Origin of the sequence: Escherichia sp. MOD1-EC7011, assembly GCF_002965005.1 — a bacterium.
GTDB lineage: Bacteria > Pseudomonadota > Gammaproteobacteria > Enterobacterales > Enterobacteriaceae > Escherichia > Escherichia ruysiae.
Genome location: NZ_PTRD01000007.1, coordinates 37,752 through 62,634, shown reverse-complemented (window position 1 = coordinate 62,634; position 24,883 = coordinate 37,752). Strand labels below are relative to the sequence as shown.

Sequence of the window (24,883 nt, the reverse complement as noted above, 5' to 3'; positions counted from 1 at the left end):
CAATGTGGCGCGAAGAATGTTAACCCTCAGGAGCGTTTTGTGTCGTCGTTGCCCGTTGCTGCCGTCTTACCTGAATTACTTGCTGCTCTCGATACCGCACCGCAGGTGTTATTAAGCGCGCCGACCGGAGCCGGGAAATCGACCTGGTTGCCGCTGCAACTGCTGGCGCATCCAGGCATTAACGGAAAAATTATCCTGCTGGAGCCTCGGCGTCTGGCGGCACGTAATGTTGCGCAACGACTGGCGGAGCTGCTTAACGAAAAGCCTGGTGACACGGTTGGCTACCGGATGCGTGCGCAAAACTGCGTGGGGCCGAATACCCGACTGGAAGTGGTTACGGAAGGCGTGCTGACGCGCATGATCCAACGCGACCCAGAGCTGAGCGGCGTCGGTATGGTGATCCTCGATGAATTTCACGAGCGTAGCTTGCAGGCGGATTTGGCGCTGGCACTATTGCTGGACGTGCAACAAGGGCTGCGCGATGACTTAAAACTGCTCATTATGTCGGCCACGCTGGATAACGATCGTTTGCAACAAATGCTGCCGCAAGCGCCGGTTATTGTTTCCGAAGGACGTTCGTATCCAGTAGAACGTCGCTATTTGCCGTTGTCCACACATCAACGCTTTGACGAGGCTGTCGCGGTTGCTACCGCCGAATTGCTGCGTCAGGAAAGCGGATCATTACTCTTATTTTTACCCGGCGTCGGAGAAATTCAGCGCGTTCAGGAACAACTGTCTTCGCGCATCGGCAGTGATGTGTTGCTCTGCCCGCTGTATGGCGCGTTGTCGCTGAACGATCAGCGAAAAGCGATCCTTCCGGCACCGCAAGGAATGCGTAAAGTGGTGCTGGCAACCAATATCGCTGAAACCAGTTTAACCATCGAAGGTATTCGCCTGGTGGTGGATTGTGCCCAGGAGCGTGTAGCGCGCTTTGATCCGCGCACGGGGCTTACTCGATTGATTACTCAACGCGTTAGTCAGGCATCAATGACGCAACGCGCCGGGCGTGCCGGGCGTCTGGAACCGGGTATCTGTCTGCATTTAATCGCCAAAGAACAAGCAGAACGCGCTGCCGCGCAAAGTGAACCGGAGATCTTACAAAGCGATCTCTCCGGTTTGCTGATGGAATTACTGCAATGGGGATGCAGCGATCCGGCGCAGATGAGTTGGCTTGATCAACCGCCAGCGGTGAATCTACAGGCCGCGAAACGCCTGTTAGGGATGCTGGGGGCACTGGACGGCGAACGGCTTAGTGCGCAAGGGCAAAAAATGGCGACACTGGGTAACGATCCACGTTTAGCGGCAATGCTGGTGAGCGCGAAGAGCGACGACGAAGCCGCAACCGCCGCAAAAATTGCTGCCATTCTCGAAGAGCCACCACGGATGGGGAATAGCGATCTGGGTGTGGCGTTTTCGCGCAATCAACCGGCCTGGCAGCAACGCAGTCAACAGCTATTAAAACGCTTAAATGTGCGTGGCGGCGAGGCAGACAGTTCGCTTATCGCGCCGTTACTTGCTGAGGCGTTTGCCGATCGCATTGCTCGTCGTCGTGGGCAAGAAGGGCGCTATCAGCTGGCGAACGGCATGGGAGCGATGCTGGACACCGATGATGCCTTAAGCCGCTATGAATGGCTGGTCGCACCGTTATTATTGCAGGGCAGCGCCTCGCCGGATGCGCGAATTTTACTGGCGCTACCGGTCGATATCGATGAGTTAATACAGCGTTGTCCGCAGCTGTTACGGCAGTCTGATACCGTTGAATGGGACGATGTGCAAGGCACACTAAAAGCCTGGCGTCGATTGCAGATTGGTCAGCTCACAGTAAAAGTACAGCCGCTGGCGAAACCGTCGGAAGATGAATTACATCATGCAATGCTCAACGGTATTCGCGATAAAGGTCTCAGTGTACTTAACTGGACACCGGAAGCGGAACAGCTACGTTTGCGTTTGCTGTGTGCTGCGAAGTGGCTACCGGAATATGACTGGCCAGCGGTTGATGAGGCAAATTTGCTGGCGACGCTGGAAGCGTGGTTGTTGCCACATATGAGCGGTGTACATTCACTGCGTGGCCTGAAATCACTCGATATTTACCAGGCGCTGCGCGGGTTACTTGATTGGGGAATGCAGCAACGGCTGGATAGTGAACTTCCTGCGCATTACACTGTGCCGACGGGAAGCCGGATCGCCATTCGTTATCATGAAGATAACCCGCCCGCGCTGGCGGTGAGAATGCAGGAGATGTTTGGCGAGGCCACCAATCCGACGATCGCCCAGGGGCGCGTGCCGCTGGTGCTGGAGTTGCTTTCACCCGCCCAAAGGCCGCTGCAAATCACGCGTGATTTAAGCGCCTTCTGGCAGGGGGCGTATCGCGAAGTGCAAAAAGAGATGAAAGGGCGTTATCCCAAACATGTCTGGCCGGACGACCCCGCCAACACCGCGCCGACGCGCCGGACGAAAAAGTATTCGTAAAACGGGTATGGGCAGTCCCCTCGCCCCTATGGGGAGAGGGATAGGGTGAGGGGTAATGTGCGCGCTGATGCCCTCACCCCGGCCCTCTCCCACAGGGAGAGGGAGAAAAGCAATTTTGAGAGATATCTTCTTCTGTCTTGCAACGGAAGAACAGAAAATCGGGCTTTTGCGCCTGAATATTGCGGAGAAAAAGTATGGCCGGGAATGACCGCGAGCCAATTGGACGCAAAGGGAAACCGACGCGTCCTGTCAAACAAAAGGTAAGCCGTCGTCGTTACGAAGATGACGATGATTATGATGACTATGAGGATGAAGAACCGATGCCGCGCAAAGGTAAGGGCAAAGGGCGTAAGCCTCGTGGTAAACGCGGCTGGCTCTGGCTGCTACTGAAACTGGGCATCGTATTTGCGGTGTTAATCGCCGTTTACGGGGTTTATCTCGATCAAAAAATTCGCAGCCGTATTGATGGCAAGGTCTGGCAATTGCCAGCGGCAGTTTATGGTCGGATGGTAAACCTTGAGCCAGACATGACCATCAGCAAGAACGAGATGGTGAAACTGTTAGAGGCGACCCAATATCGTCAGGTGTCGAAGATGACCCGTCCTGGCGAATTTACCGTGCAGGCTAACAGCATTGAGATGATCCGCCGTCCGTTTGATTTCCCGGATAGTAAAGAAGGGCAGGTGCGTGCGCGCCTGACCTTTGATGGCGATCATCTGGCGACCATCGTCAATATGGAGAACAACCGTCAGTTCGGCTTCTTCCGTCTTGATCCGCGCCTGATCACCATGATCTCCTCGCCAAACGGTGAGCAGCGTCTGTTTGTGCCGCGCAGTGGATTCCCGGATCTGCTGGTGGATACCTTGCTGGCGACGGAAGACCGTCATTTCTACGAGCATGATGGGATCAGCCTCTACTCAATTGGGCGTGCGGTGCTGGCAAACCTGACCGCCGGTCGCACGGTGCAGGGGGCGAGTACGCTGACGCAACAGTTGGTGAAAAACTTGTTCCTTTCCAGTGAGCGTTCTTACTGGCGTAAAGCGAACGAAGCTTATATGGCGCTGATCATGGATGCGCGTTACAGCAAAGACCGCATTCTTGAGCTGTATATGAACGAGGTGTATCTCGGTCAGAGCGGTGACAACGAAATCCGTGGTTTCCCGCTGGCGAGCCTGTACTACTTTGGTCGTCCGGTGGAAGAGTTGAGCCTTGACCAGCAGGCGCTGTTAGTCGGTATGGTGAAAGGCGCGTCAATTTACAACCCGTGGCGTAACCCAAAACTGGCACTGGAGCGACGTAATCTGGTGCTGCGATTGCTGCAACAACAGCAGATTATTGATCAAGAACTCTACGACATGTTGAGCGCGCGTCCGCTGGGCGTTCAGCCGCGCGGTGGGGTAATCTCTCCACAGCCTGCTTTTATGCAACTGGTACGTCAGGAGCTGCAGGCGAAACTGGGCGATAAAGTGAAAGATCTCTCCGGCGTGAAGATCTTCACTACCTTTGACTCGGTGGCTCAGGACGCGGCAGAAAAAGCTGCCGTGGAAGGTATTCCGGCACTGAAGAAACAGCGTAAGTTAAGCGATCTGGAAACGGCGATTGTGGTTGTTGACCGCTTTAGCGGTGAGGTTCGTGCCATGGTCGGTGGTTCGGAACCGCAGTTTGCGGGTTATAACCGTGCGATGCAGGCGCGTCGTTCGATTGGTTCACTGGCAAAACCAGCGACTTATCTGACGGCCTTAAGCCAGCCGAAAATCTATCGTCTGAACACGTGGATTGCCGACGCCCCCATCGCGCTGCGCCAGCCGAACGGTCAGGTCTGGTCACCGCAGAACGATGATCGTCGCTATAGCGAAAGCGGCAGAGTGATGCTGGTGGATGCGTTGACCCGTTCTATGAACGTGCCAACGGTAAATCTGGGGATGGCGCTGGGGCTGCCTGCGGTTACGGACACCTGGATTAAGCTGGGCGTGCCGAAAGATCAGCTGAATCCGGTTCCGGCTATGTTACTGGGGGCGTTGAACTTAACGCCAATCGAAGTGGCGCAGGCATTCCAGACTATCGCCAGCGGAGGTAACCGCGCACCGCTTTCTGCACTGCGTTCAGTGATTGCTGAAGATGGTAAAGTGCTCTATCAGAGTTTCCCGCAGGCGGAACGCGCTGTTCCGGCGCAGGCGGCGTATCTGACATTGTGGACCATGCAGCAGGTTGTACAACGCGGTACGGGTCGTCAGCTTGGGGCGAAATATCCAAATCTGCATCTGGCAGGGAAAACAGGGACTACCAACAACAACGTTGATACCTGGTTTGCGGGCATTGACGGCAGCACGGTGACCATCACCTGGGTTGGCCGCGATAACAACCAGCCAACTAAACTGTATGGCGCCAGTGGGGCGATGTCGATTTACCAGCGTTATCTGGCGAACCAGACGCCAACGCCGCTGAATCTTGTACCGCCGGAAGATATTGTGGATATGGGCGTGGACTACGACGGTAACTTTGTTTGCAGCGGTGGTATGAGAACCTTGCCAGTATGGACCAGCGATCCGGATTCGTTGTGCCAGCAAAGCGAGATTCAACAGCAGCCGTCGGGCAATCCGTTTGATCAGTCTTCTCAGCCGCAGCAACCTGCGCAACAGGAGCAGAAAGACAGCGACGGCGTAGCAGGCTGGATCAAGGACATGTTTGGCAGTAATTAACGTTCTCAGGCAGTAATGCGTTGATACTAATGGCAGGTTCTCTGTTGATACAGGGAACCTGCTAAATTTAGTGGGATGCAAATATCAGAAGAAATTGACCTGTTTAATATTCAACGCAATGAATTTAAATATTTTTTGCGTGAAACATTCTTCCTTTGATGCCAACAGACATCCTCTCAGAATAGTCGATGAAAGCGTATCGACACAGCCTTTGCCGGACTTAATGAGAAAGCGAATCAAAAAGGTAAATAGTGAATGACTATAGCAGTGCACGCTAATGAGGTATCTCTCAACGTTGTTATTGGTATTAATGAGGGGGGCAAAAGATGATGCGCTCTGGTCAGCAAGTATCACATCCTGAGAATCACTATCAGGCATTATTGCAGGAAATTATGGCATTAAGTGGCCTGGATCCGAAAGGCGTGGCGCAGTATCTCGGCACTTCTTACATTTCAGTTGCTCGCTGGATTCGCGGGGATATTGAACCCAGTGCCGATACGATAAAAGAATTGCATGAGCTACTTGCGAAGCTCAATGCGGGTCTGGCGATCGATCTTGCGAATCTGAATACGACACGAACATTCGCCTCTCGTGGGATACGTAAAAAAACGACAGCCGACAAATATGAAGGCACGATTGTGCTGCGCGATGAGCCGGGGCTGCCTCTGCTCTCCCGACTTAAAAAAGGAGAACTTTGGGGCAATGGTGAATACCTGTTGGCTGAAATTCTTTCATCGCATTCTGAAGCTGCGCAGACCGTGAAAGAGGCTGTGGCGGAGGGCGTTTCAGCAGGAAAGAATACGTATACTTATGACGCGCATACATATCACACCAAAGTTCCGCCTCAAGGGATTGCCCAGGTGCTGCAAAAATATTTGCCCGAAGGCGGACTGGTGCTTGATCCCTTTGCGGGAAGCGGTATGACAGGGGTCGCGGCACTGACGACCGGTCATGATGTCATTCTCAATGAACTGTCACCTGCAGCCAGTTTTATCGCTAATCGATTTACATCGCAATGCGATCCCGCTGCGCTCGCGGCGGCGGTAAAAGTAGTTACTGAGAGTCTGGAGGATCTGCGTAAAACCCTTTACACAACGCAATGCCGTACCTGTGGAAAAGAGGCAGAGTTGCTCTTTACTGTCTGGTCATACAAAGTCATTTGCAGCGAGTGTAGTAAGGAGTTTGTGCTTTGGGACGAATGCCGTAGCTACGGTAACACTGTGCGCGAACATAAATTTTTGCGCGAGTTCCCGTGCCCTTATTGTCATCATCAGGTCAAAAAATCGCGCCTTGCCCGAACGACGCCAGTGCCGGTTCTCGTGGGGTATAAATGCTGCGGTAAAGCTCAGTCCGAGGTGCCGCCTGTGGAGGCCGATCTCAAGCTCATTGCCGCAATTGACGCAGGCAAATATCTTGCTGAGGGGTTCATCCCGGATTTCGATCTACCAGATGGAGTGAATCTGGCACAGCCCAAGCGTCATGGCCTGACTAACATAAAGCATTTTTATACTGCCAGAAATCTGGCGGCGATGAGCCAGTTGTGGAAAGCGATTCATCGCGTTGAAGATACCAATATTGCCGCATTTCTCGGCTTTGTTTTCACTTCGCTCTATCAGCGTGTGACCCGGCTTTCTGAGTACCGTTTTTGGGGCGGCAGCGGTAATACGGCAAATTTTAATGTCCCGTATATTTTCAATGAAGCGAATATCTTTTTGACCTTCGAACGCAAGGCCAGATCAATTATTGATCACCTTGAAACCACGGCTAAAGCCTACGTTGGTCGTTGTCAGGTTAAAACGGGTTCTGCGACCGATCTTTCGTTTCTGCCGGATAATAGTGTTGATCTGATTTTCACCGATCCGCCGTTTGGAGCCAACATTAACTATAGCGAAATGAATATGTTGTGGGAGTCCTGGTTAATGTCCTATACGGATGCCACGGATGAAGCCATAGTTAATCGCGTACAAAAAAAGGATGCCAACAGATATCAGGAATTAATGACGCAGAGTCTGGCTGAAAGTTATCGTGTGCTAAGACCAGGACACTGGATGGTGTTGGTATTTATGAACTCTTCGGAGGACATCTGGAATCGTCTGCGTAATGCAGTGCTGGATGCTGGTTTTACCATTGAAAGGATCGATATTTTCGACAAGCAGCATGGTACGTTTAAGCAATTTGTTAGCGATAACACCGCAGGTGCTGATCTCATGCTGCATTGTCGTAAAGTTGAAAATGGCAACAAGCAGGAAGTGTCAACGGCGGAGGCGAAAACCATTTCAGTTAAGGAATTCCTGAGCCAGCGAAATGGTACGATCCCCGTGCTTCCTTATCTGCACGTTAAACGTGAGGCTGATATTGATTATCGCACTCTCTACAGCGAATATCTGGCTGAAAGTCTTTTACTGCATGGGAAAATGTTGGACTTCGCGACCTTCAGGTCTCAGGCAATTGCTCTTTTGGAAGGTAATAAGGATCCGTTGTAATGGCATACTTACAAGCATTTACTGATACTGAAAAGGTATTTGCTAAACGGTGGTTGGCAACTCAGGTTGCCGCCATGATGGGCAGAAAGCTGGAGGAAGGTGACTGGAGTCGCGTTTACTGCCTGGCAAAAAATATTCCTGATGGTGGCTGGAGCAATTTACATATTGATGTCAATTATCAGGGATTGGGGCTGGAGATGAAACTCTTGCGCATAGCAGGCCTGCGTGACAGACCGATCAAGTCAGTCTGCGGCACTACGCTTATGCACCCGGCTGCAACGCGTTCGATCCGTATTGATGATACCACTCGTGATGCTAACGACGTGATGCATGACGTCTTCCAGCAATACGCAGAGCTTATAGAACGTCGAACGCAAACGGTAAGAGATGCCGCACCTCATAAGACCCCTGATATGCGTACAGGCTGGCTACTATGGGAGGATAGTCTGACGGAATTCCTCTATTTTGAAGAGCGAATGATCCCGCCAAATCCGGAGCAGTACACAGCGGTATGGAATGTTACTCCAGCTAAAGGGGCACGTAAGGCCAGCAAAAGTTTGTGGATATATGACCGGGATACAAAGCAGAAACGCTATTCCGTGACGACCAGTGCGGGTATCAAGATCCAGCCATATTTTGACGTGCCGCTGCCGTCAGACGAGAATCTTTGCTATTTTCGTGTGCAGAGTGAACCGGTGAATGAAGAGATCGTCCGCATGTGGGTTTCTGCCTCCACCGCTCAGGCACTAAAAAGCCGTCTGGGTTCGCTCGACACTGCCACCATGAATGAAGCAATTTTCCGTGCCATTGAACAGAGTGAGAACAACACTCAGGCGCCGGAAGTTGATGAAGGACTGGCGGTTTCTATAGATATCAGTAAACAAGCGCACGTTCAGCTTGCGGAAGCCTGGGAGACCGTGAGCGATGAGCATCGCGCGCAGCTTCTTCTGAAAGCGTTATCCTGACGCGGCTTGTATAGACTGGGGAATAAATCACTACGCCTTGTGGAATGAATGAACACAGGGCGTAGATAAGTCAATATCAGTAACATCCCGCCTAAACAATTAACCCTTTCTTTTCATCTGATTGTTTATTGACCCTTCAGGGGCGCGCATATTGCGTACCGCTTGCGAACCCGTCAGCCTTTCGAATATTATCTTATCTTTATAATAATCATTCTCGTTTACGTTATCATTCACTTTACATCAGAGATATACCAATGGCGCGTTACAAAACTGCTCAGCCAAAACACTCGCTGCGTAAAATCGCAGTTGTAGTAGCCACAGCGGTTAGCGGCATGTCTGTTTATGCACAGGCAGCGGTTGAACCGAAAGAAGACACTATCACCGTTACCGCTGCACCTGCGCCGCAAGAAAGCGCATGGGGGCCGGCTGCAACTATTGCGGCGCGACAGTCCGCTACCGGCACCAAAACAGATACGCCGATTCAAAAAGTGCCACAGTCTATTTCTGTTGTGACCGCCGAAGAGATGGCGCTGCATCAGCCTAAGTCAGTAAAAGAGGCGCTCAGCTACACGCCAGGTGTCTCTGTTGGTACGCGTGGCGCATCCAACACCTATGACCACCTGATCATTCGCGGTTTTGCGGCAGAAGGCCAAAGCCAGAATAACTATCTGAATGGCCTGAAGTTGCAGGGCAACTTCTATAACGATGCGGTCATTGACCCGTATATGCTGGAACGCGCTGAAATTATGCGTGGCCCGGTTTCCGTGCTTTACGGTAAAAGCAGCCCTGGCGGCCTGTTGAACATGGTCAGCAAGCGTCCGACTACCGAACCGCTGAAAGAAGTTCAATTTAAAGCCGGTACTGACAGCCTGTTCCAGACTGGTTTTGACTTTAGCGATGCACTGGATGATGACGGCGTTTACTCTTATCGCCTGACCGGTCTTGCGCGTTCTGCCAATGCTCAGCAGAAAGGGTCAGAAGAGCAGCGTTATGCTATTGCACCGGCGTTCACCTGGCGTCCGGACGATAAAACCAATTTCACCTTCCTTTCTTACTTCCAGAACGAGCCGGAAACCGGTTATTACGGCTGGTTGCCGAAAGAGGGAACCGTTGAGCCGCTGCCGAATGGTAAGCGTCTGCCGACGGACTTTAACGAAGGGGCGAAGAACAACACCTATTCTCGTAATGAGAAGATGGTGGGCTACAGCTTCGACCACGAATTTAACGATACCTTTACCGTGCGCCAGAACCTGCGCTTTGCGGAAAACAAAACCTCGCAAAACAGCGTTTATGGTTACGGTGTCTGCTCCGATCCGGCGAATGCTTACAGCCAACAATGTGCGGCATTAGCGCCAGCGGACAAAGGCCATTATCTGGCGCGTAAATATGTCGTTGATGATGAGAAGCTGCAAAACTTCTCTGTTGATACCCAGCTGCAGAGCAAATTTGCCACTGGCGATATTGACCACACCCTGCTGACGGGTGTTGATTTCATGCGTATGCGTAACGACATCAACGCCTGGTTTGGTTACGACGACTCCGTACCGCTGCTCGATCTGTACAATCCGGTGAATACCGATTTCGATTTCAATGCGAAAGATCCGGCAAACTCCGGCCCTTACCGCATTCTGAATAAGCAGAAGCAAACGGGTATTTACGTTCAGGATCAGGCGCAGTGGGATAAAGTTCTGGTCACCCTGGGCGGTCGTTATGACTGGGCGGATCAAGAATCTCTTAACCGCGTTGCCGGGACGACCGATAAACGTGATGACAAACAGTTTACCTGGCGTGGTGGTGTTAACTACCTGTTTGATAATGGCGTAACACCTTACTTCAGTTATAGCGAATCGTTTGAACCTTCTTCCCAGGTCGGAAAGGATGGTAATATTTTCGCACCGTCTAAAGGTAAGCAGTACGAAGTCGGCGTGAAATATGTACCGGAAGATCGCCCAATTGTGGTGACGGGTGCACTGTATAATCTCACCAAAACCAATAACCTGATGGCGGACCCTGAGGGTTCCTTCTTCTCGGTTGAAGGTGGCGAGATCCGCGCACGTGGCGTAGAAATCGAAGCAAAAGCGGCATTGTCGGCGAGTGTTAACGTGGTGGGTTCTTATACCTACACCGATGCGGAATACACCACCGATACTACCTACAAAGGCAATACGCCTGCGCAGGTGCCAAAACACATGGCTTCTCTGTGGGCTGACTACACCTTCTTTGACGGCCCACTTTCAGGTCTGACACTGGGCACCGGTGGTCGTTATACAGGCTCCAGCTATGGTGATCCGGCTAACTCCTTTAAAGTGGGAAGTTATACGGTCGTGGATGCGTTAGTGCGTTATGATCTGGCGCGAGTCGGTATGGCTGGCTCCAACGTGGCGCTGCATGTTAACAACCTGTTCGATCGTGAATACGTCGCCAGCTGCTTTAACACTTATGGCTGCTTCTGGGGCGCAGAACGTCAGGTCGTTGCAACCGCAACCTTCCGTTTCTAATTTCTCTTTTGGGGCACGGATTTCCGTGCCCGTTTCACAAGTTGGCTGTTATGCAGGAATACACGAATCATTCCGATACCACTTTTGCACTGCGTAATATCTCCTTTCGTGTGCCTGGGCGCACGCTTTTGCATCCGCTGTCGTTAACCTTTCCTGCCGGGAAAGTGACCGGTCTGATTGGTCACAACGGTTCCGGTAAATCCACGTTACTGAAAATGCTCGGTCGTCATCAGCCGCCATCGGAAGGTGAGATTCTTCTTGATGCCCAGCCGCTGGAAAGCTGGAGCAGCAAAGCGTTCGCCCGCAAAGTGGCTTATTTGCCGCAGCAGCTTCCTCCGGCAGAAGGGATGACGGTGCGTGAACTGGTGGCGATTGGTCGTTACCCGTGGCATGGCGCGCTGGGGCGCTTTGGCGCGGCAGATCGCGAAAAGGTCGAGGAAGCTATCTCGCTGGTTGGCTTAAAACCGCTGGCGCAGCGGCTGGTCGATAGTCTCTCTGGCGGCGAGCGTCAGCGGGCATGGATCGCCATGCTGGTGGCGCAGGATAGCCGCTGTCTGTTGCTGGACGAACCGACCTCGGCGCTGGATATCGCCCACCAGGTTGATGTGCTGGCGCTGGTGCACCGTTTAAGTCAGGAGCGTGGCCTGACGGTCATTGCCGTGCTGCACGATATCAATATGGCGGCACGCTACTGTGATTATCTGGTCGCCCTGCGCGGCGGTGAAATGATTGCTCAGGGAACGCCTGCGGAAATTATGCGCGGCGAAACCCTCGAAATGATTTATGGCATCCCGATGGGTATTTTGCCGCATCCGGCGGGTGCTGCACCTGTGAGTTTTGTTTATTGATGAGCGGCTTATCTCTTATTTCGCGCCGCCGACTGTTAACGGCGATGGCGCTTTCTCCGTTGTTATGGCAGATGAATACCGCCCGTGCGGCGGCTATTGATCCCAATCGTATTGTGGCACTGGAGTGGTTGCCGGTGGAGTTACTACTGGCGCTCGGCATCGTACCTTACGGCGTGGCGGATACCATCAACTATCGACTGTGGGTCAGCGAACCGCCATTGCCGGAGTCGGTGATTGATGTTGGTTTGCGTACAGAACCTAACCTCGAACTGCTGACCGAAATGAAACCATCGTTTATGGTCTGGTCGGCGGGATATGGCCCTTCACCAGAAATGCTGGCACGTATTGCGCCGGGACGCGGATTTAACTTCAGCGACGGCAAACAGCCATTGGCGATGGCGCGTAAATCGCTGACGGAAATGGCAGATTTACTTAACCTGCAAAGCGCAGCGGAAATGCATTTAGCGCAATATGAAGACTTTATCCGCAGCATGAAACCCCGCTTTGTAAAGCGAGGATCGCGTCCGTTACTGCTGACGACGCTTATCGATTCGCGCCATATGTTGGTCTTCGGTCCAAACAGCTTATTCCAGGAAATTCTTGATGAGTACGGCATCCCAAATGCCTGGCAAGGGGAAACCAACTTTTGGGGCAGTACCGCCGTCAGTATCGATCGTCTGGCAGCCTATAAAGACGTTGATGTGCTCTGTTTTGATCACGACAACAGCAAAGACATGGACGCGTTAATGGCGACGCCGCTGTGGCAGGCAATGCCGTTTGTCCGTGCCGGACGCTTTCAGCGCGTACCCGCCGTCTGGTTCTATGGTGCGACGCTCTCGGCAATGCATTTTGTGCGTATTCTGGATAACGCCATCGGAGGTCAAGCGTGAGTAAACGAATTGCGCTTTTCCCGGCGTTATTACTGGCGCTGCTGGTGATTGCCGCTGCGGCGTTGACCTGGATGAACTTCTCGCAGGCGCTGCCGCGTAGCCAGTGGGCGCAGGCTGCCTGGTCGCCGGATATTGACGTCATTGAGCAGATGATTTTTCACTACAGCTTGCTGCCGCGTCTGGCGATTTCACTGCTGGTTGGCGCAGGTCTGGGGCTGGTAGGCGTGCTGTTTCAGCAAGTGCTGCGTAACCCGCTGGCGGAACCGACCACGCTGGGCGTCGCAACGGGCGCGCAACTGGGAATTACCGTCACCACGCTCTGGGCGATCCCCGGCGCGATGGCGAGCCAGTTTGCCGCGTTGGCAGGGGCTTGTGTCGTTGGCTTAATTGTCTTTGGCGTCGCGTGGGGCAAGCGCCTTTCGCCGGTAACGCTGATCCTCGCGGGTCTGGTGGTGAGCCTTTATTGTGGGGCAATCAACCAGTTACTGGTTATCTTCCATCACGACCAGCTACAAAGCATGTTCCTGTGGAGCACCGGAACGCTGACACAAACCGACTGGAGCGGCGTTGAGCGTTTATGGCCGCAGCTGCTGGGCGGCGTGATGCTGACGTTGCTGCTACTTCGTCCATTAACCCTGATGGGGCTTGATGATGGCGTGGCGCGCAATCTGGGCCTGGCCTTGTCGCTGGCGCGTCTGGCGGCGCTGTCGCTGGCGATTGTCATCAGTGCTCTGCTGGTGAATGCGGTAGGGATTATCGGCTTTATCGGGTTGTTCGCACCACTGCTGGCGAAAATGCTGGGGGCGCGGCGTTTGCTGCCACGGTTGATGCTGGCGTCGCTGATTGGTGCGCTGATCCTCTGGCTTTCCGATCAAATCATCCTCTGGCTGACTCGCGTGTGGATGGAAGTTTCCACCGGTTCGGTCACTGCGCTCATCGGTGCGCCGCTGCTGTTGTGGCTGCTGCCGCGTTTACGCAGCATTAGTGCGCCAGATATGAAGGTGAACGATCGTGTCGCGACTGAACGCCAACATGTGCTGGCGTTTGCCCTCGCTGGCGGCGTGCTGCTGTTGATTGCTGTGGTTGTGGCGTTGTCGTTTGGTCGTGATGCGCACGGCTGGACGTGGGCGAGCGGGGCGCTGCTTGATGATTTAATGCCCTGGCGCTGGCCACGAATTATGGCAGCACTGTTTGCGGGCGTCATGCTGGCGGTGGCGGGCTGCATTATTCAGCGGTTGACCGGAAACCCGATGGCAAGCCCGGAAGTGCTGGGGATTAGTTCCGGCGCGGCGTTTGGCGTAGTGTTGATGCTGTTTCTGGTGCCGGGCAACGCCTTTGGCTGGCTGTTTCCTGCGGGAAGTCTTGGCGCGGCGGTGACCTTGTTAATCATTATGATCGCCGCCGGTCGAGGTGGATTTTCCCCACACCGGATGTTGCTTGCGGGGATGGCGTTAAGCACCGCGTTCACCATGCTGTTGATGATGTTGCAGGCGAGTGGTGACCCGCGAATGGCGCAAGTGCTGACCTGGATTTCCGGTTCGACCTACAACGCGACCGATGCACAGGTCTGGCGCACCGGAATTGTGATGGTGATTTTGCTGGCGATTACCCCGCTGTGCCGCCGCTGGCTGACCATTTTGCCGCTGGGTGGCGATACCGCACGAGCTGTGGGAATGGCGCTGACGCCGACGCGAATTGCGTTGCTGCTGTTAGCGGCTTGCCTGACAGCGATCGCGACGATGACTATTGGACCGTTGAGTTTTGTTGGTCTGATGGCACCACATATTGCGCGGATGATGGGCTTTCGACGGACGATGCCGCACATTGTGATTTCGGCGTTGGTGGGAGGTTTATTGCTGGTATTCGCTGACTGGTGTGGGCGGATGGTGCTGTTTCCGTTCCAGATCCCAGCGGGGTTGCTATCGACGTTTATTGGCGCGCCGTACTTTATCTATTTGTTGAGAAAGCAGAGCCGTTAATTGAATGCCTCGCCCGGTGGGCGAGGCAAAATCATCACAACTTCGCAAACACCCGACGCGCAGCATCGATGGTGTTATTGATATCTTCCATGCTGTGCGCCACAGACATAAAACCCGCTTCAAACGCTGACGGTGCCAGATATACACCTTCATCCAGCATCATATGGAAGAAACGCTTAAAGCGTTCCACGTCACAAGCCATCACGTCCTGGTAGCACGTCACGGACTCGGCGTCGGTAAAGAAAATACCGAACATGCCGCCAACATGGTTAACGACCAGCGGAATTCCCGCTTCTTCTGCCGCTTCCAGCAGACCTTCCGCCAGACGCGTGGTTAACTCATTCAGCGTTTCGTGAACGCCCGGCTGTGCGACTTCATTCAGACAGGCGAAACCTGCTGCCATCGCAATTGGGTTACCGGAAAGCGTACCAGCCTGATAGACCGGGCCGGTCGGAGCCAGTGCATCCATTACATCACGACGACCGCCGAATGCGCCTACTGGCATCCCACCGCCGATGATTTTGCCCAGGCAGGTGAGATCCGGCACCACGCCGTAATAATCCTGTGCGCCTGCCAGCGCCACGCGGAAACCGGTCATAACTTCATCGATGATCAGCAACGCGCCAAACTCGTCACACAGCGCGCGCAGACCCGGCAGGAACTCTGGCAGCGGAGGAACACAGTTCATGTTGCCTGCCACTGGCTCGACGATAATGCAGGCAATCTCTTGCGGATACTGTTCAAACGCGGCGCGTACAGACGCCAGATCGTTATAGGTACAGGTTAAGGTATGTTTGGCGAAATCTGCCGGAACGCCCGGAGAGTTTGGCTGACCTAACGTGAGCGCGCCAGAACCGGCTTTCACCAGCAGGCAGTCAGCGTGGCCGTGGTAACAACCTTCGAATTTAATGATTTTGTCGCGACCGGTAAAACCACGCGCCAGGCGGATGGCGCTCATCGTTGCTTCGGTGCCAGAGTTCACCATGCGCACCATATCCATCGTCGGCACGAGTTCGGTCACCAGCTCCGCCATTTTTACTTCCATTTCGGTCGGCGCACCAAAGCTCAGACCACGTTCAGCGGCTTCAATCACTGCATTGCGGATCGCCGGATGATTATGACCCAGCACCATCGGCCCCCAGGAACCGACATAATCGATATAGGCTTTGCCATCAACGTCGTACAGATAAGCGCCGTCCGCTTTTTCGATAAACAGTGGAGTACCGCCCACGCCGGTAAAGGCGCGAACAGGAGAGTTCACACCGCCAGGGATCAGCTCGCGCGCTGCGCTGTATAGGTTTTCAGACTTACTCATGGAGGGTTCCTGATTCGTAGAAAAAGTGAATGGCTGCTATTCTATGTTATTCATAACAAGTTAAATACTCGTCAAACATCAGGTTGCTTATACTGCTGCAACCTGGATTTCTAAGAGTATAAAAGTTTTGGGTATTTGAAACATTACGCTTTGCAAAGGATTTTCATGGAACGAGCGAGTAAAATGCCGTCATCTTATTTGTATGACCAATATGTGATCATTGGATGAAAACTGAAACTCCTTCTTATGAAATACCGCAGGCCGCGCGTCTGCGACGCAGACAACTGATTCGCCAACTTCTTGAGCGCGACAAAACCCCGTTAGCCATTTTGTTTATGGCGGCGGTCGTCGGCACCCTTGTCGGGCTGGCTGCAGTTGCTTTTGACAAAGGCGTCGCCTGGTTGCAAAACCAACGTATGGGGGCGCTGGTACATACTGCTGATAATTACCCACTTCTGTTAACCGTCGCTTTTCTTTGTTCGGCGGTGCTGGCAATGTTCGGCTACTTTCTGGTGCGTAAATACGCACCAGAAGCAGGTGGTTCAGGGATTCCGGAAATTGAAGGGGCGCTGGAAGATCAACGTCCCGTTCGCTGGTGGCGTGTTTTGCCGGTGAAATTCTTTGGCGGGTTGGGGACACTCGGTGGTGGTATGGTTCTGGGGCGTGAAGGACCAACCGTACAGATCGGCGGTAACATTGGCCGTATGGTGCTTGATATTTTCCGCATGAAAGGTGATGAAGCTCGCCACACGTTGCTGGCAACCGGTGCAGCGGCGGGGCTTGCGGCGGCCTTTAACGCGCCGCTCGCGGGTATTCTATTTATTATCGAAGAGATGCGTCCGCAGTTTCGCTATACGTTAATTTCGATTAAAGCGGTATTTATTGGCGTCATTATGTCGACCATTATGTATCGGATTTTTAATCATGAAGTTGCGCTGATTGACGTCGGTAAACTTTCTGACGCGCCGCTCAATACCCTGTGGCTTTATCTGATCCTCGGCATTATTTTTGGTATCTTCGGCCCTGTTTTTAATAAATGGGTTCTGGGGATGCAGGATTTGCTGCACCGTGTGCACGGTGGCAATATCACTAAATGGGTGTTGATGGGCGGTGCGATTGGCGGTCTGTGCGGGTTGTTGGGTTTCGTTGCACCAGAAACTTCGGGCGGCGGTTTTAACCTGATTCCTATCGCTACGGCGGGGAATTTCAGCATGGGAATGCTGATATTTATTTTTGTCGCGCGAGTGATCACTACGCTGCTCTGCTTCTCTTCTGGCGCGCCGGGCGGTATTTTCGCTCCGATGCTGGCACTCGGTACGGTTTTGGGAACGGCATTTGGCATGGCTGCCACGGAGATATTTCCGCAATACCACCTTGAAGCAGGGACATTTGCTATAGCTGGAATGGGGGCGTTACTGGCGGCCTCTGTTCGTGCGCCGTTGACCGGGATCATCCTGGTGCTTGAGATGACAGATAACTATCAGCTCATTTTGCCAATGATTATTACCGGTCTTGGCGCAACACTATTAGCACAATTTACTGGTGGGAAACCGTTATACTCGGCGATTCTTGCCCGCACGCTGGCAAAACAGGAAGCGGAGCAGCTGGCGCGAAGCAAGGCCGTGGCTGCCAGCGAGAATACTTGAACGAAATACCAGGGTATTAGATAATGGCAGTTATTATTGGGTTAGAATTTGCCCAATTGCCGATGTCGTTTGGAGCAAAATATGAGTGATGACGTAGCACTGCCGCTGGAGTTTACCGACGCAGCAGCCAACAAAGTTAAAAGCCTGATCGCTGACGAAGATAACCCGAATCTGAAATTACGCGTGTATATTACCGGTGGCGGTTGCAGCGGCTTCCAGTATGGTTTCACCTTTGATGATCAGGTGAACGAAGGCGATATGACCATCGAAAAACAGGGCGTTGGCCTGGTGGTTGATCCGATGAGCCTGCAATATCTGGTCGGCGGTTCCGTTGATTATACCGAAGGTCTGGAAGGTTCACGCTTCATCGTAACCAACCCGAATGCGAAAAGCACCTGCGGTTGCGGTTCTTCCTTTAGCATCTAATCTGCTGTTAATGTGCCGGATAAACTATCCGGCACACCTTCTCTCTTCAACGCCCATTCTCATCCAGCGCAAACGTCGGCAATTTCAGATGCCACCGAATAGCCGCCAGCCGTATCAATAGCGTTACAACCATTCCCATCATACTGGCTGTTTCCAGCGTTACGGAGAAGGTGTAATGAGCTGTAGCGTGGACAATACCGCCGATAATACAGGCCGTCGCGTAGATTTCTGTGCGTAATATCATCGGAACTTCGCGCGCCAGTACATCGCGGATGATCCCGCCGCCAACGCCGGTGATCACACCCATACAAACCGCGATTAACGGACCGGCTTCCGCATTAAAGGCTTTGTTGACACCAATGCCAACAAACACTGCCAGACCAACAGCATCCAGCACCGGCAGCATCCATTTGGGTAAGCGCCTTGGCTGGCGTACCAGAACGATAGTCAGCATACTGGTCACCATCGCGACGACCAGATCGGTGGGATCTTTCACCCAAAATACCGGACCGTGATCCAGCGCCATGTCGCGAATTGTCCCGCCACCTACTGCGGTAACCACGCCCAGAACCAGGACGCCAAAAGGGTCCATACGCAATTTTCCGGCCAGCAAAACGCCGGAGATGGCAAATACCGCTGTACCGACTATATCCAGCCAATAGACGAGCATTTTTCAATCCCCACTGAGCACCTGAAAGGTCAGGCGCTAATCCACTTGTGAAAGCGCATTACAGAGTTGTTGTGCAGCGAGGATAATACGTGGGCTTGCGCGTTCAAACCAGTCACTTGTGAGAGGAATAACGGGAATTTTGAGTTGTTCGCCCCAGTATTGCTTTATTTTAGGAATTTTATCCGCTCCGCCAGTGATGACAATGGCCTGCGGTGCGCGTGCTAATACTTGTTCACGGCTAACCTGCGGCCAGGGAACTCGACTGTCTTTAAAGATGTTTTCTCCGCCGCAAACTTCCAGTATCTGGTTCTGAATCGACTCTTTTCCGCTGGTGAATGGCGGATTAATGCCGAATTGTAAGAAAACACGTTTTTTCGGTTTATCAGCATATTGCGCTTTCAGTTGCGCATACTGTTCCAGTAAGGTTTGCGCGGCTTTTCCGGCCTTGTCAGGTTGCGGACTCCAGGGAGCCAGTTGACGTAACGCATCGGCAATTTGTTCAATGCTTGTCGCATCGACCCACATGACTTTTATTCCCAGCGAAGCAAGTTGGTCAACCTGCCGCTCGGCGTTCCCTCCGCGCCAGGCAACCACCAAATCGGGTTTCAGCGCCACGATGCGTTCCAGATTCATCCCTTGCCAGGTGGAAACCTGCTCAATATTCTGCGCTTCTGGCGGATAGTCGGAATAACTGCTGACCCCTACCGGCGTGATCCCGGCGGCAAAGGCAAGTTCAGTGTTGGCGGGAGAAAGTGTGATAACGCGCGGCGCGGCGTTGAGCCACAGCGGTGCGAGAAAAGACAGGGCGACCAGCGCCCTGAACAGTGACTTAGCCATGCGCCAGTTTCTGCACCAGTGACTCAACCATCAGGCTGGACTGTTTGGCTGCAACGGCCAGAAATTCGTCGAAGCTGAGATGAGACTGTTGATCGGCCACGTCGGAGATGGCGCGTACCACCACAAACGGTACATTAAAATTGTGGCAGACATGAGCGATAGCTGTCGCTTCCATCTCTACCGCAATGGCCTGCGGGAAATTGTGGCGGATTTTCGCCAGACCAACAGAGCCGTTGATGAACGCGTCGCCGCTGACAATCAGGCCTCGTACAGCGTTAAGATTCAGTTCGGCAATGCAGGACTCGGCGGCAGCGATCAGTTTATCATCAGCTTTGAAGCCTGCCGGACAGCCAGGTAACTGACCATATTCATAACCAAATGCCGTGACATCCGCGTCGTGATAACGTGCTTCGTCAGAGACAACGATATCGCCCACTTTCAGCGTTGGCGCCAGGCCCCCTGCAGAACCGGTGTTAATAATCACATCTGGTTTGCAGTGTTCCAGCAGCAGAGTCGCACCCAGCGCCGCAGCGACTTTACCGATGCCCGATTTCAGAAGCGCAACCTCGGTTCCGTTCAGTTGACCTGTGTAGATTTCACAGCCACCCAGACGGAGAGTTTGACGGTTTTCGATTTTGTCACGCAGTAGCGTAACTTCTTCTTCCATTGCACCAATGATGCCGATTTTCATAGATTTACTCGCGATAAGCCTGATTTGAGGGCATAGTTTATCATGCGCTTAAGAGGAAGCGTATTTCTCACGCGGGAGAGGACATGGCACAGATTGATTTCCGAAACAAAATAAACTGGCATCGTCGTTATCGTTCACCGCAGGGCGTTAAAACCGAACATGAGATCTTGCGGATCTTTGAAAGCGATCGCGGGCGTATTATTAACTCTCCGGCGATTCGTCGTCTGCAACAAAAGACCCAGGTTTTTCCACTTGAGCGCAATGCCGCCGTACGCACGCGTCTTACCCATTCAATGGAAGTTCAGCAGGTGGGGCGCTATATCGCCAAAGAGATTTTAAGTCGTCTGAAAGAACTTAAATTGCTGGAGGAGTACGGCCTGGATGAACTGACCGGGCCGTTTGAAAGCATTGTCGAGATGTCATGCCTGATGCACGATATCGGTAATCCACCGTTTGGTCATTTTGGTGAAGCGGCTATAAATGACTGGTTTCGCCAGCGTTTGTACCCAGCGGATGCCGAAAGTCAGCCGCTGACCGACGATCGCTGTAGCGTGACAGCGTTGCGATTGCGGGAAGGGGAGGAACAACTTAACGAGCTGCGGCGCAAAATTCGTCAGGACTTATGTCATTTTGAAGGCAATGCACAAGGTATTCGTCTGGTGCATACATTGATGCGGATGAATCTCACCTGGGCGCAGGTTGGCGGTATTTTAAAATATACTCGTCCGGCGTGGTGGCGTGGTGAAACGCCTGAGACTCACCACTATTTAATGAAAAAACCGGGCTATTATCTTTCTGAAGAAGCCTATATTGCCCGTTTGCGTAAAGAACTTAATTTGGCGCTTTACAGTCGTTTTCCATTAACGTGGATTATGGAAGCTGCTGACGATATCTCTTATTGTGTGGCTGATCTTGAAGATGCGGTAGAGAAAAGAATATTTACCGTTGAGCAGCTTTATCATCATTTGCATGATGCGTGGGGTCAGCATGAGAAAGGTTCTCTGTTTGCACAAGTGGTAGAAAATGCCTGGGAAAAATCGCGCTCAAATAGTTTAAGCCGCAGTACGGAAGATCAGTTTTTTATGTATTTACGGGTGAACACCCTCAATAAGCTGGTGCCCTATGCGGCACAACGATTTATTGATAATTTGCCGACGATTTTTGCCGGAACGTTTAATCATGCCCTGTTAGAAGATGCCAGTGAATGTAGTGAACTTTTAAAATTATATAAAAATGTCGCCGTAAAACATGTGTTTAGCCATCCAGATGTCGAGCAGCTTGAGTTGCAGGGGTATCGGGTGATTAGCGGGTTATTAGAGATTTATCGTCCTTTATTAAGCATGTCATTATCAGACTTTACTGAACTGGTAGAAAAAGAGCGAGTAAAACGTTTCCCCATTGAATCACGCTTATTCCACAAGCTCTCAACGCGCCATCGGCTGGCCTATGTCGAGGCTGTCAGTAAATTACCGTCAGATTCTCCTGAGTTCCCGTTATGGGAATATTATTATCGTTGTCGGCTGTTACAGGATTATATCAGCGGCATGACGGACCTTTATGCGTGGGATGAATATCGGCGGCTGATGGCGGTAGAACAATAACCAGGCTTTTGTAAAGACGGACAATAAATTTTTACTTTTTGCAGAAACTTTAGTTCGGAACTTCGCGCTATAAAACGAATCTGAAGAACACAGCAATTTTGCGTTATCTGTTAATCGAGACTGAAATACATGAAAAAAACCACATTAGCACTGAGTGCACTGGCTCTGAGTTTAGGTTTGGCGTTATCTCCGCTCTCTGCGACGGCGGCTGAGACATCTTCAGCAACGACAGCACAGCAGATGCCAAGCCTTGCACCGATGCTCGAAAAGGTGATGCCTTCAGTGGTCAGCATTAACGTAGAAGGTAGCACAACCGTCAATACGCCGCGTATGCCGCGTAATTTCCAGCAGTTCTTCGGCGATGATTCTCCGTTCTGCCAGGACGGTTCTCCGTTCCAGAGCTCTCCGTTCTGCCAGGGGGGCCAGGGCGGCAATGGCGGCGGCCAGCAACAAAAATTCATGGCGCTGGGTTCCGGCGTTATTATTGATGCCGATAAAGGCTATGTCGTCACCAACAACCACGTTGTTGATAACGCGACGGTAATTAAAGTCCAACTGAGCGATGGCCGTAAGTTCGACGCGAAGATGGTTGGCAAAGATCCGCGTTCTGATATCGCGCTGATCCAAATCCAGAACCCGAAAAACCTGACAGCAATTAAGATGGCGGATTCCGACGCGCTGCGCGTGGGGGATTACACCGTCGCTATCGGTAACCCGTTTGGTCTGGGCGAGACGGTAACTTCCGGTATCGTCTCTGCGTTGGGGCGTAGCGGCCTGAATGCCGAAAACTACGAAAACTTCATCCAGACCGATGCGGCAATCAACCGTGGTAACTCCGGTGGTGCGCTGGTTAACCTGAACGGCGAACTGATTGGTATCAACACCGCAATCCTCGCACCGGACGGCGGCAACATCGGTATCGGTTTTGCTATCCCGAGCAACATGGTGAAAAACCTGACTTCGCAGATGGTGGAATACGGGCAGGTGAAACGCGGCGAGCTGGGTATTATGGGAACCGAACTGAACTCCGAACTGGCGAAAGCGATGAAAGTTGACGCCCAGCGCGGTGCATTTGTAAGTCAGGTTCTGCCGAATTCTTCTGCCGCGAAAGCAGGTATTAAAGCGGGTGATGTGATCACCTCACTGAACGGTAAGCCAATCAGCAGCTTTGCCGCGCTGCGTGCCCAGGTAGGCACCATGCCGGTGGGCAGCAAACTGACTCTGGGCTTACTGCGCGACGGTAAGCAGGTTAACGTGAATCTGGAACTGCAGCAGAGCAGCCAGAATCAGGTTGACTCCAGCTCCATCTTCAACGGCATTGAAGGCGCTGAGATGAGCAACAAAGGCAAAGATCAGGGCGTCGTCGTGAACAACGTGAAAACGGGCACTCCGGCTGCACAGATTGGCCTGAAAAAAGGTGATGTGATTATTGGCGCGAACCAGCAGGCAGTGAAAAACATCGCTGAACTGCGTAAAGTTCTCGACAGCAAACCATCCGTGCTGGCACTGAACATTCAGCGCGGCGACAGCACCATCTACCTGTTAATGCAGTAATCTCCCTCAACCCCTTCCTGAAAACGGGAAGGGGTTCTCCTTACAATCTGTGAACTTCCCCACAACTCCATACTTCTTCATTATCCTTTGGGCATTTGCACAATGCCGTGCGTTCCGTACTTCCTTATGCTAAGCCGTGCACAATGGAGGGCTTATGGCTGGCTGGCATCTTGATACCAAAATGGCGCAGGATATCGTGGCGCGCACCATGCGCATTATCGATACCAATATCAATGTAATGGATGCTCGCGGGCGCATTATCGGCAGCGGCGATCGTGAACGTATTGGTGAATTGCACGAAGGTGCATTGCTGGTACTCTCGCAGGGGCGAGTTGTCGATATCGATGACGCGGTAGCACGTCATCTGCACGGTGTGCGGCAAGGGATTAATCTACCGTTACGGCTGGAAGGTGAGATTGTCGGCGTAATTGGCCTGACTGGTGAACCAGAGAATCTGCGCAAATATGGCGAACTGGTCTGCATGACGGCTGAAATGATGCTGGAACAGTCGCGGTTGATGCACCTGTTGGCGCAGGATAGCCGTTTGCGGGAAGAACTGGTGATGAACCTGATTCAGGCCGAGGAGAATACACCCGCACTCACTGAATGGGCGCAACGGTTGGGGATAGATCTCAATCAACCGCGAGTGGTGGCTATTGTCGAGGTCGACAGCGGTCAGCTTGGCGTGGACAGCGCAATGGCAGAGTTACAGCAATTGCAAAACGCGCTGATTACGCCGGAGCGTAATAATCTGGTGGCGATTGTCTCGCTGACCGAAATGGTGGTGTTGAAACCGGCGTTGAATCCGTTTGGGCGCTGGGATGCAGAAGATCATTGTAAGCGAGTTGAGCAGCTCATTACTCGTATGAAAGAGCACGGTCAGCTGCGGTTTCGCGTTTCGCTGGGTAATTATTTTACCGGTCCTGGCAGTATTGCCCGCTCTTACCGCACGGCGAAAACAACGATGGTGGTTGGTAAACAGCGAATGCCCGAAAATCGCTGCTATTTTTATCAGGATCTGATGCTACCAGTCTTACTTGATAGTTTGCGCGGTGATTGGCAAGCCAACGAACTTGCGCGACCGCTGGCGCGCTTGAAAGCGATGGACAATAACGGCTTGCTGCGGCGAACACTGGCGGCGTGGTTTCGCCACAATGTGCAACCGCTGGCAACGTCAAAGGCGCTGTTTATCCATCGAAATACGCTGGAGTATCGACTTAATCGTATATCAGAACTGACCGGCCTGGATTTGGGCAATTTTGATGACAGGTTGCTGCTGTATGTGGCGCTGCAACTGGATGAAGAGCGGTAG

19 protein-coding genes are annotated in these 24,883 nt (G+C 52.6%); 15 read left to right on the top strand and 4 right to left on the bottom strand.

The window, feature by feature from the left end; genetic code table 11:
• Window positions 1–39 precede the first annotated feature (39 nt).
• The 8 genes from hrpB (at window position 40) to fhuB (ending at window position 14,831) form a co-directional block, all read left to right on the top strand.
• Window positions 40–2,469 carry an ATP-dependent helicase HrpB gene (gene hrpB, locus A7098_RS02785; protein ID WP_077699134.1) on the top strand — a complete coding sequence of 810 codons (2,430 nt, stop codon included), beginning with the start codon at window positions 40–42 and terminating at the stop codon, window positions 2,467–2,469.
• Between the two features lie 194 nt (window positions 2,470–2,663).
• The gene (mrcB, locus tag A7098_RS02780) at window positions 2,664–5,168 is read left to right on the top strand and encodes a bifunctional glycosyl transferase/transpeptidase (protein ID WP_000918200.1); all 2,505 of its coding nucleotides are present in this window, start codon (window positions 2,664–2,666) and stop codon (window positions 5,166–5,168) included.
• Between the two features lie 380 nt (window positions 5,169–5,548).
• Window positions 5,549–7,651, top strand: a complete 2,103-nt coding sequence (locus A7098_RS02775) for a DNA methyltransferase (protein ID WP_301005534.1) — start codon at window positions 5,549–5,551, stop codon at window positions 7,649–7,651.
• Entirely contained in the window at window positions 7,651–8,616 is a 966-nt protein-coding gene (locus A7098_RS02770) for a hypothetical protein (RefSeq protein WP_000323819.1), read from the top strand. Before A7098_RS02775 ends, A7098_RS02770 begins: the two co-directional genes overlap by 1 nt.
• Window positions 8,617–8,870: 254 nt before the next feature.
• Window positions 8,871–11,114, top strand: coding sequence for a ferrichrome porin FhuA (gene fhuA, locus A7098_RS02765; RefSeq protein ID WP_000135208.1), 2,244 nt, complete (start codon window positions 8,871–8,873; stop codon window positions 11,112–11,114).
• A 50-nt stretch (window positions 11,115–11,164) separates the two neighbouring features.
• Window positions 11,165–11,962: a Fe3+-hydroxamate ABC transporter ATP-binding protein FhuC gene (gene fhuC / locus A7098_RS02760; RefSeq protein ID WP_010346004.1), complete on the top strand. Its 798-nt coding sequence runs from the start codon at window positions 11,165–11,167 to the stop codon at window positions 11,960–11,962.
• Window positions 11,962–12,852 carry a Fe(3+)-hydroxamate ABC transporter substrate-binding protein FhuD gene (gene fhuD / locus A7098_RS02755; RefSeq protein ID WP_105280292.1) on the top strand — a complete coding sequence of 297 codons (891 nt, stop codon included), beginning with the start codon at window positions 11,962–11,964 and terminating at the stop codon, window positions 12,850–12,852. The genes fhuC and fhuD overlap by 1 nt, the downstream gene beginning before the upstream one ends.
• On the top strand, window positions 12,849–14,831 hold the full coding sequence (gene fhuB / locus A7098_RS02750) for a Fe(3+)-hydroxamate ABC transporter permease FhuB (RefSeq protein ID WP_105280291.1): 1,983 nt from the start codon (window positions 12,849–12,851) through the stop codon (window positions 14,829–14,831). The genes fhuD and fhuB overlap by 4 nt, the downstream gene beginning before the upstream one ends.
• A 34-nt stretch (window positions 14,832–14,865) precedes the next feature.
• Here fhuB and hemL read toward each other — a convergent pair whose 3' ends face one another.
• Complete coding sequence (gene hemL, locus A7098_RS02745; protein ID WP_016159359.1) at window positions 14,866–16,146, bottom strand: glutamate-1-semialdehyde 2,1-aminomutase; 1,281 nt, start codon at window positions 16,144–16,146, stop codon at window positions 14,866–14,868.
• 165 nt (window positions 16,147–16,311) lie between these two features.
• On the opposite strand from hemL, the gene A7098_RS24115 reads away from it, so the two are divergent.
• The 4 genes from A7098_RS24115 to erpA are packed head-to-tail and all read left to right on the top strand — an operon-like array spanning window position 16,312 to window position 18,218.
• The gene (locus A7098_RS24115) at window positions 16,312–16,374 is read left to right on the top strand and encodes a hypothetical protein (protein ID WP_212741837.1); all 63 of its coding nucleotides are present in this window, start codon (window positions 16,312–16,314) and stop codon (window positions 16,372–16,374) included.
• The gene (gene clcA / locus A7098_RS02740) at window positions 16,371–17,792 is read left to right on the top strand and encodes a H(+)/Cl(-) exchange transporter ClcA (RefSeq protein WP_000846361.1); all 1,422 of its coding nucleotides are present in this window, start codon (window positions 16,371–16,373) and stop codon (window positions 17,790–17,792) included. The genes A7098_RS24115 and clcA overlap by 4 nt, the downstream gene beginning before the upstream one ends.
• Window positions 17,793–17,815: 23 nt before the next feature.
• Window positions 17,816–17,881 (top strand): small protein YadW, encoded by a 66-nt coding sequence (gene yadW / locus A7098_RS23635; protein ID WP_122998795.1) that lies wholly within the window; start codon window positions 17,816–17,818, stop codon window positions 17,879–17,881.
• Window positions 17,874–18,218 carry an iron-sulfur cluster insertion protein ErpA gene (gene erpA, locus A7098_RS02735; RefSeq protein ID WP_001295564.1) on the top strand — a complete coding sequence of 115 codons (345 nt, stop codon included), beginning with the start codon at window positions 17,874–17,876 and terminating at the stop codon, window positions 18,216–18,218. The genes yadW and erpA overlap by 8 nt, the downstream gene beginning before the upstream one ends.
• Window positions 18,219–18,264: 46 nt before the next feature.
• On the opposite strand, the gene A7098_RS02730 is transcribed toward erpA, so the two are convergent.
• Genes A7098_RS02730 through mtnN form a run of 3 tightly spaced genes read right to left on the bottom strand, consistent with a single transcriptional unit; the run spans window position 18,265 to window position 20,416 of the window.
• Entirely contained in the window at window positions 18,265–18,888 is a 624-nt protein-coding gene (locus A7098_RS02730; RefSeq protein WP_105280290.1) for a TRIC cation channel family protein, read from the bottom strand.
• Window positions 18,889–18,924: 36 nt separating this feature from the next.
• Window positions 18,925–19,725 (bottom strand): vitamin B12 ABC transporter substrate-binding protein BtuF, encoded by an 801-nt coding sequence (gene btuF / locus A7098_RS02725; RefSeq protein WP_010345996.1) that lies wholly within the window; start codon window positions 19,723–19,725, stop codon window positions 18,925–18,927.
• Window positions 19,718–20,416 carry a 5'-methylthioadenosine/S-adenosylhomocysteine nucleosidase gene (mtnN, locus tag A7098_RS02720; protein WP_000689855.1) on the bottom strand — a complete coding sequence of 233 codons (699 nt, stop codon included), beginning with the start codon at window positions 20,414–20,416 and terminating at the stop codon, window positions 19,718–19,720. The genes btuF and mtnN overlap by 8 nt, the downstream gene beginning before the upstream one ends.
• A gap of 83 nt (window positions 20,417–20,499) precedes the next feature.
• On the opposite strand from mtnN, the gene dgt reads away from it, so the two are divergent.
• From dgt to cdaR, 3 genes are all read left to right on the top strand, one after another.
• Window positions 20,500–22,017 (top strand): dGTPase, encoded by a 1,518-nt coding sequence (gene dgt / locus A7098_RS02715; RefSeq protein ID WP_032224478.1) that lies wholly within the window; start codon window positions 20,500–20,502, stop codon window positions 22,015–22,017.
• A 129-nt stretch (window positions 22,018–22,146) separates the two neighbouring features.
• A complete protein-coding gene (gene degP / locus A7098_RS02705; protein ID WP_000753934.1) occupies window positions 22,147–23,571 on the top strand; it encodes a serine endoprotease DegP in 1,425 nt (474 codons plus the stop codon).
• A 154-nt stretch (window positions 23,572–23,725) separates the two neighbouring features.
• A complete protein-coding gene (cdaR, locus tag A7098_RS02700; protein WP_105280289.1) occupies window positions 23,726–24,883 on the top strand; it encodes a DNA-binding transcriptional regulator CdaR in 1,158 nt (385 codons plus the stop codon).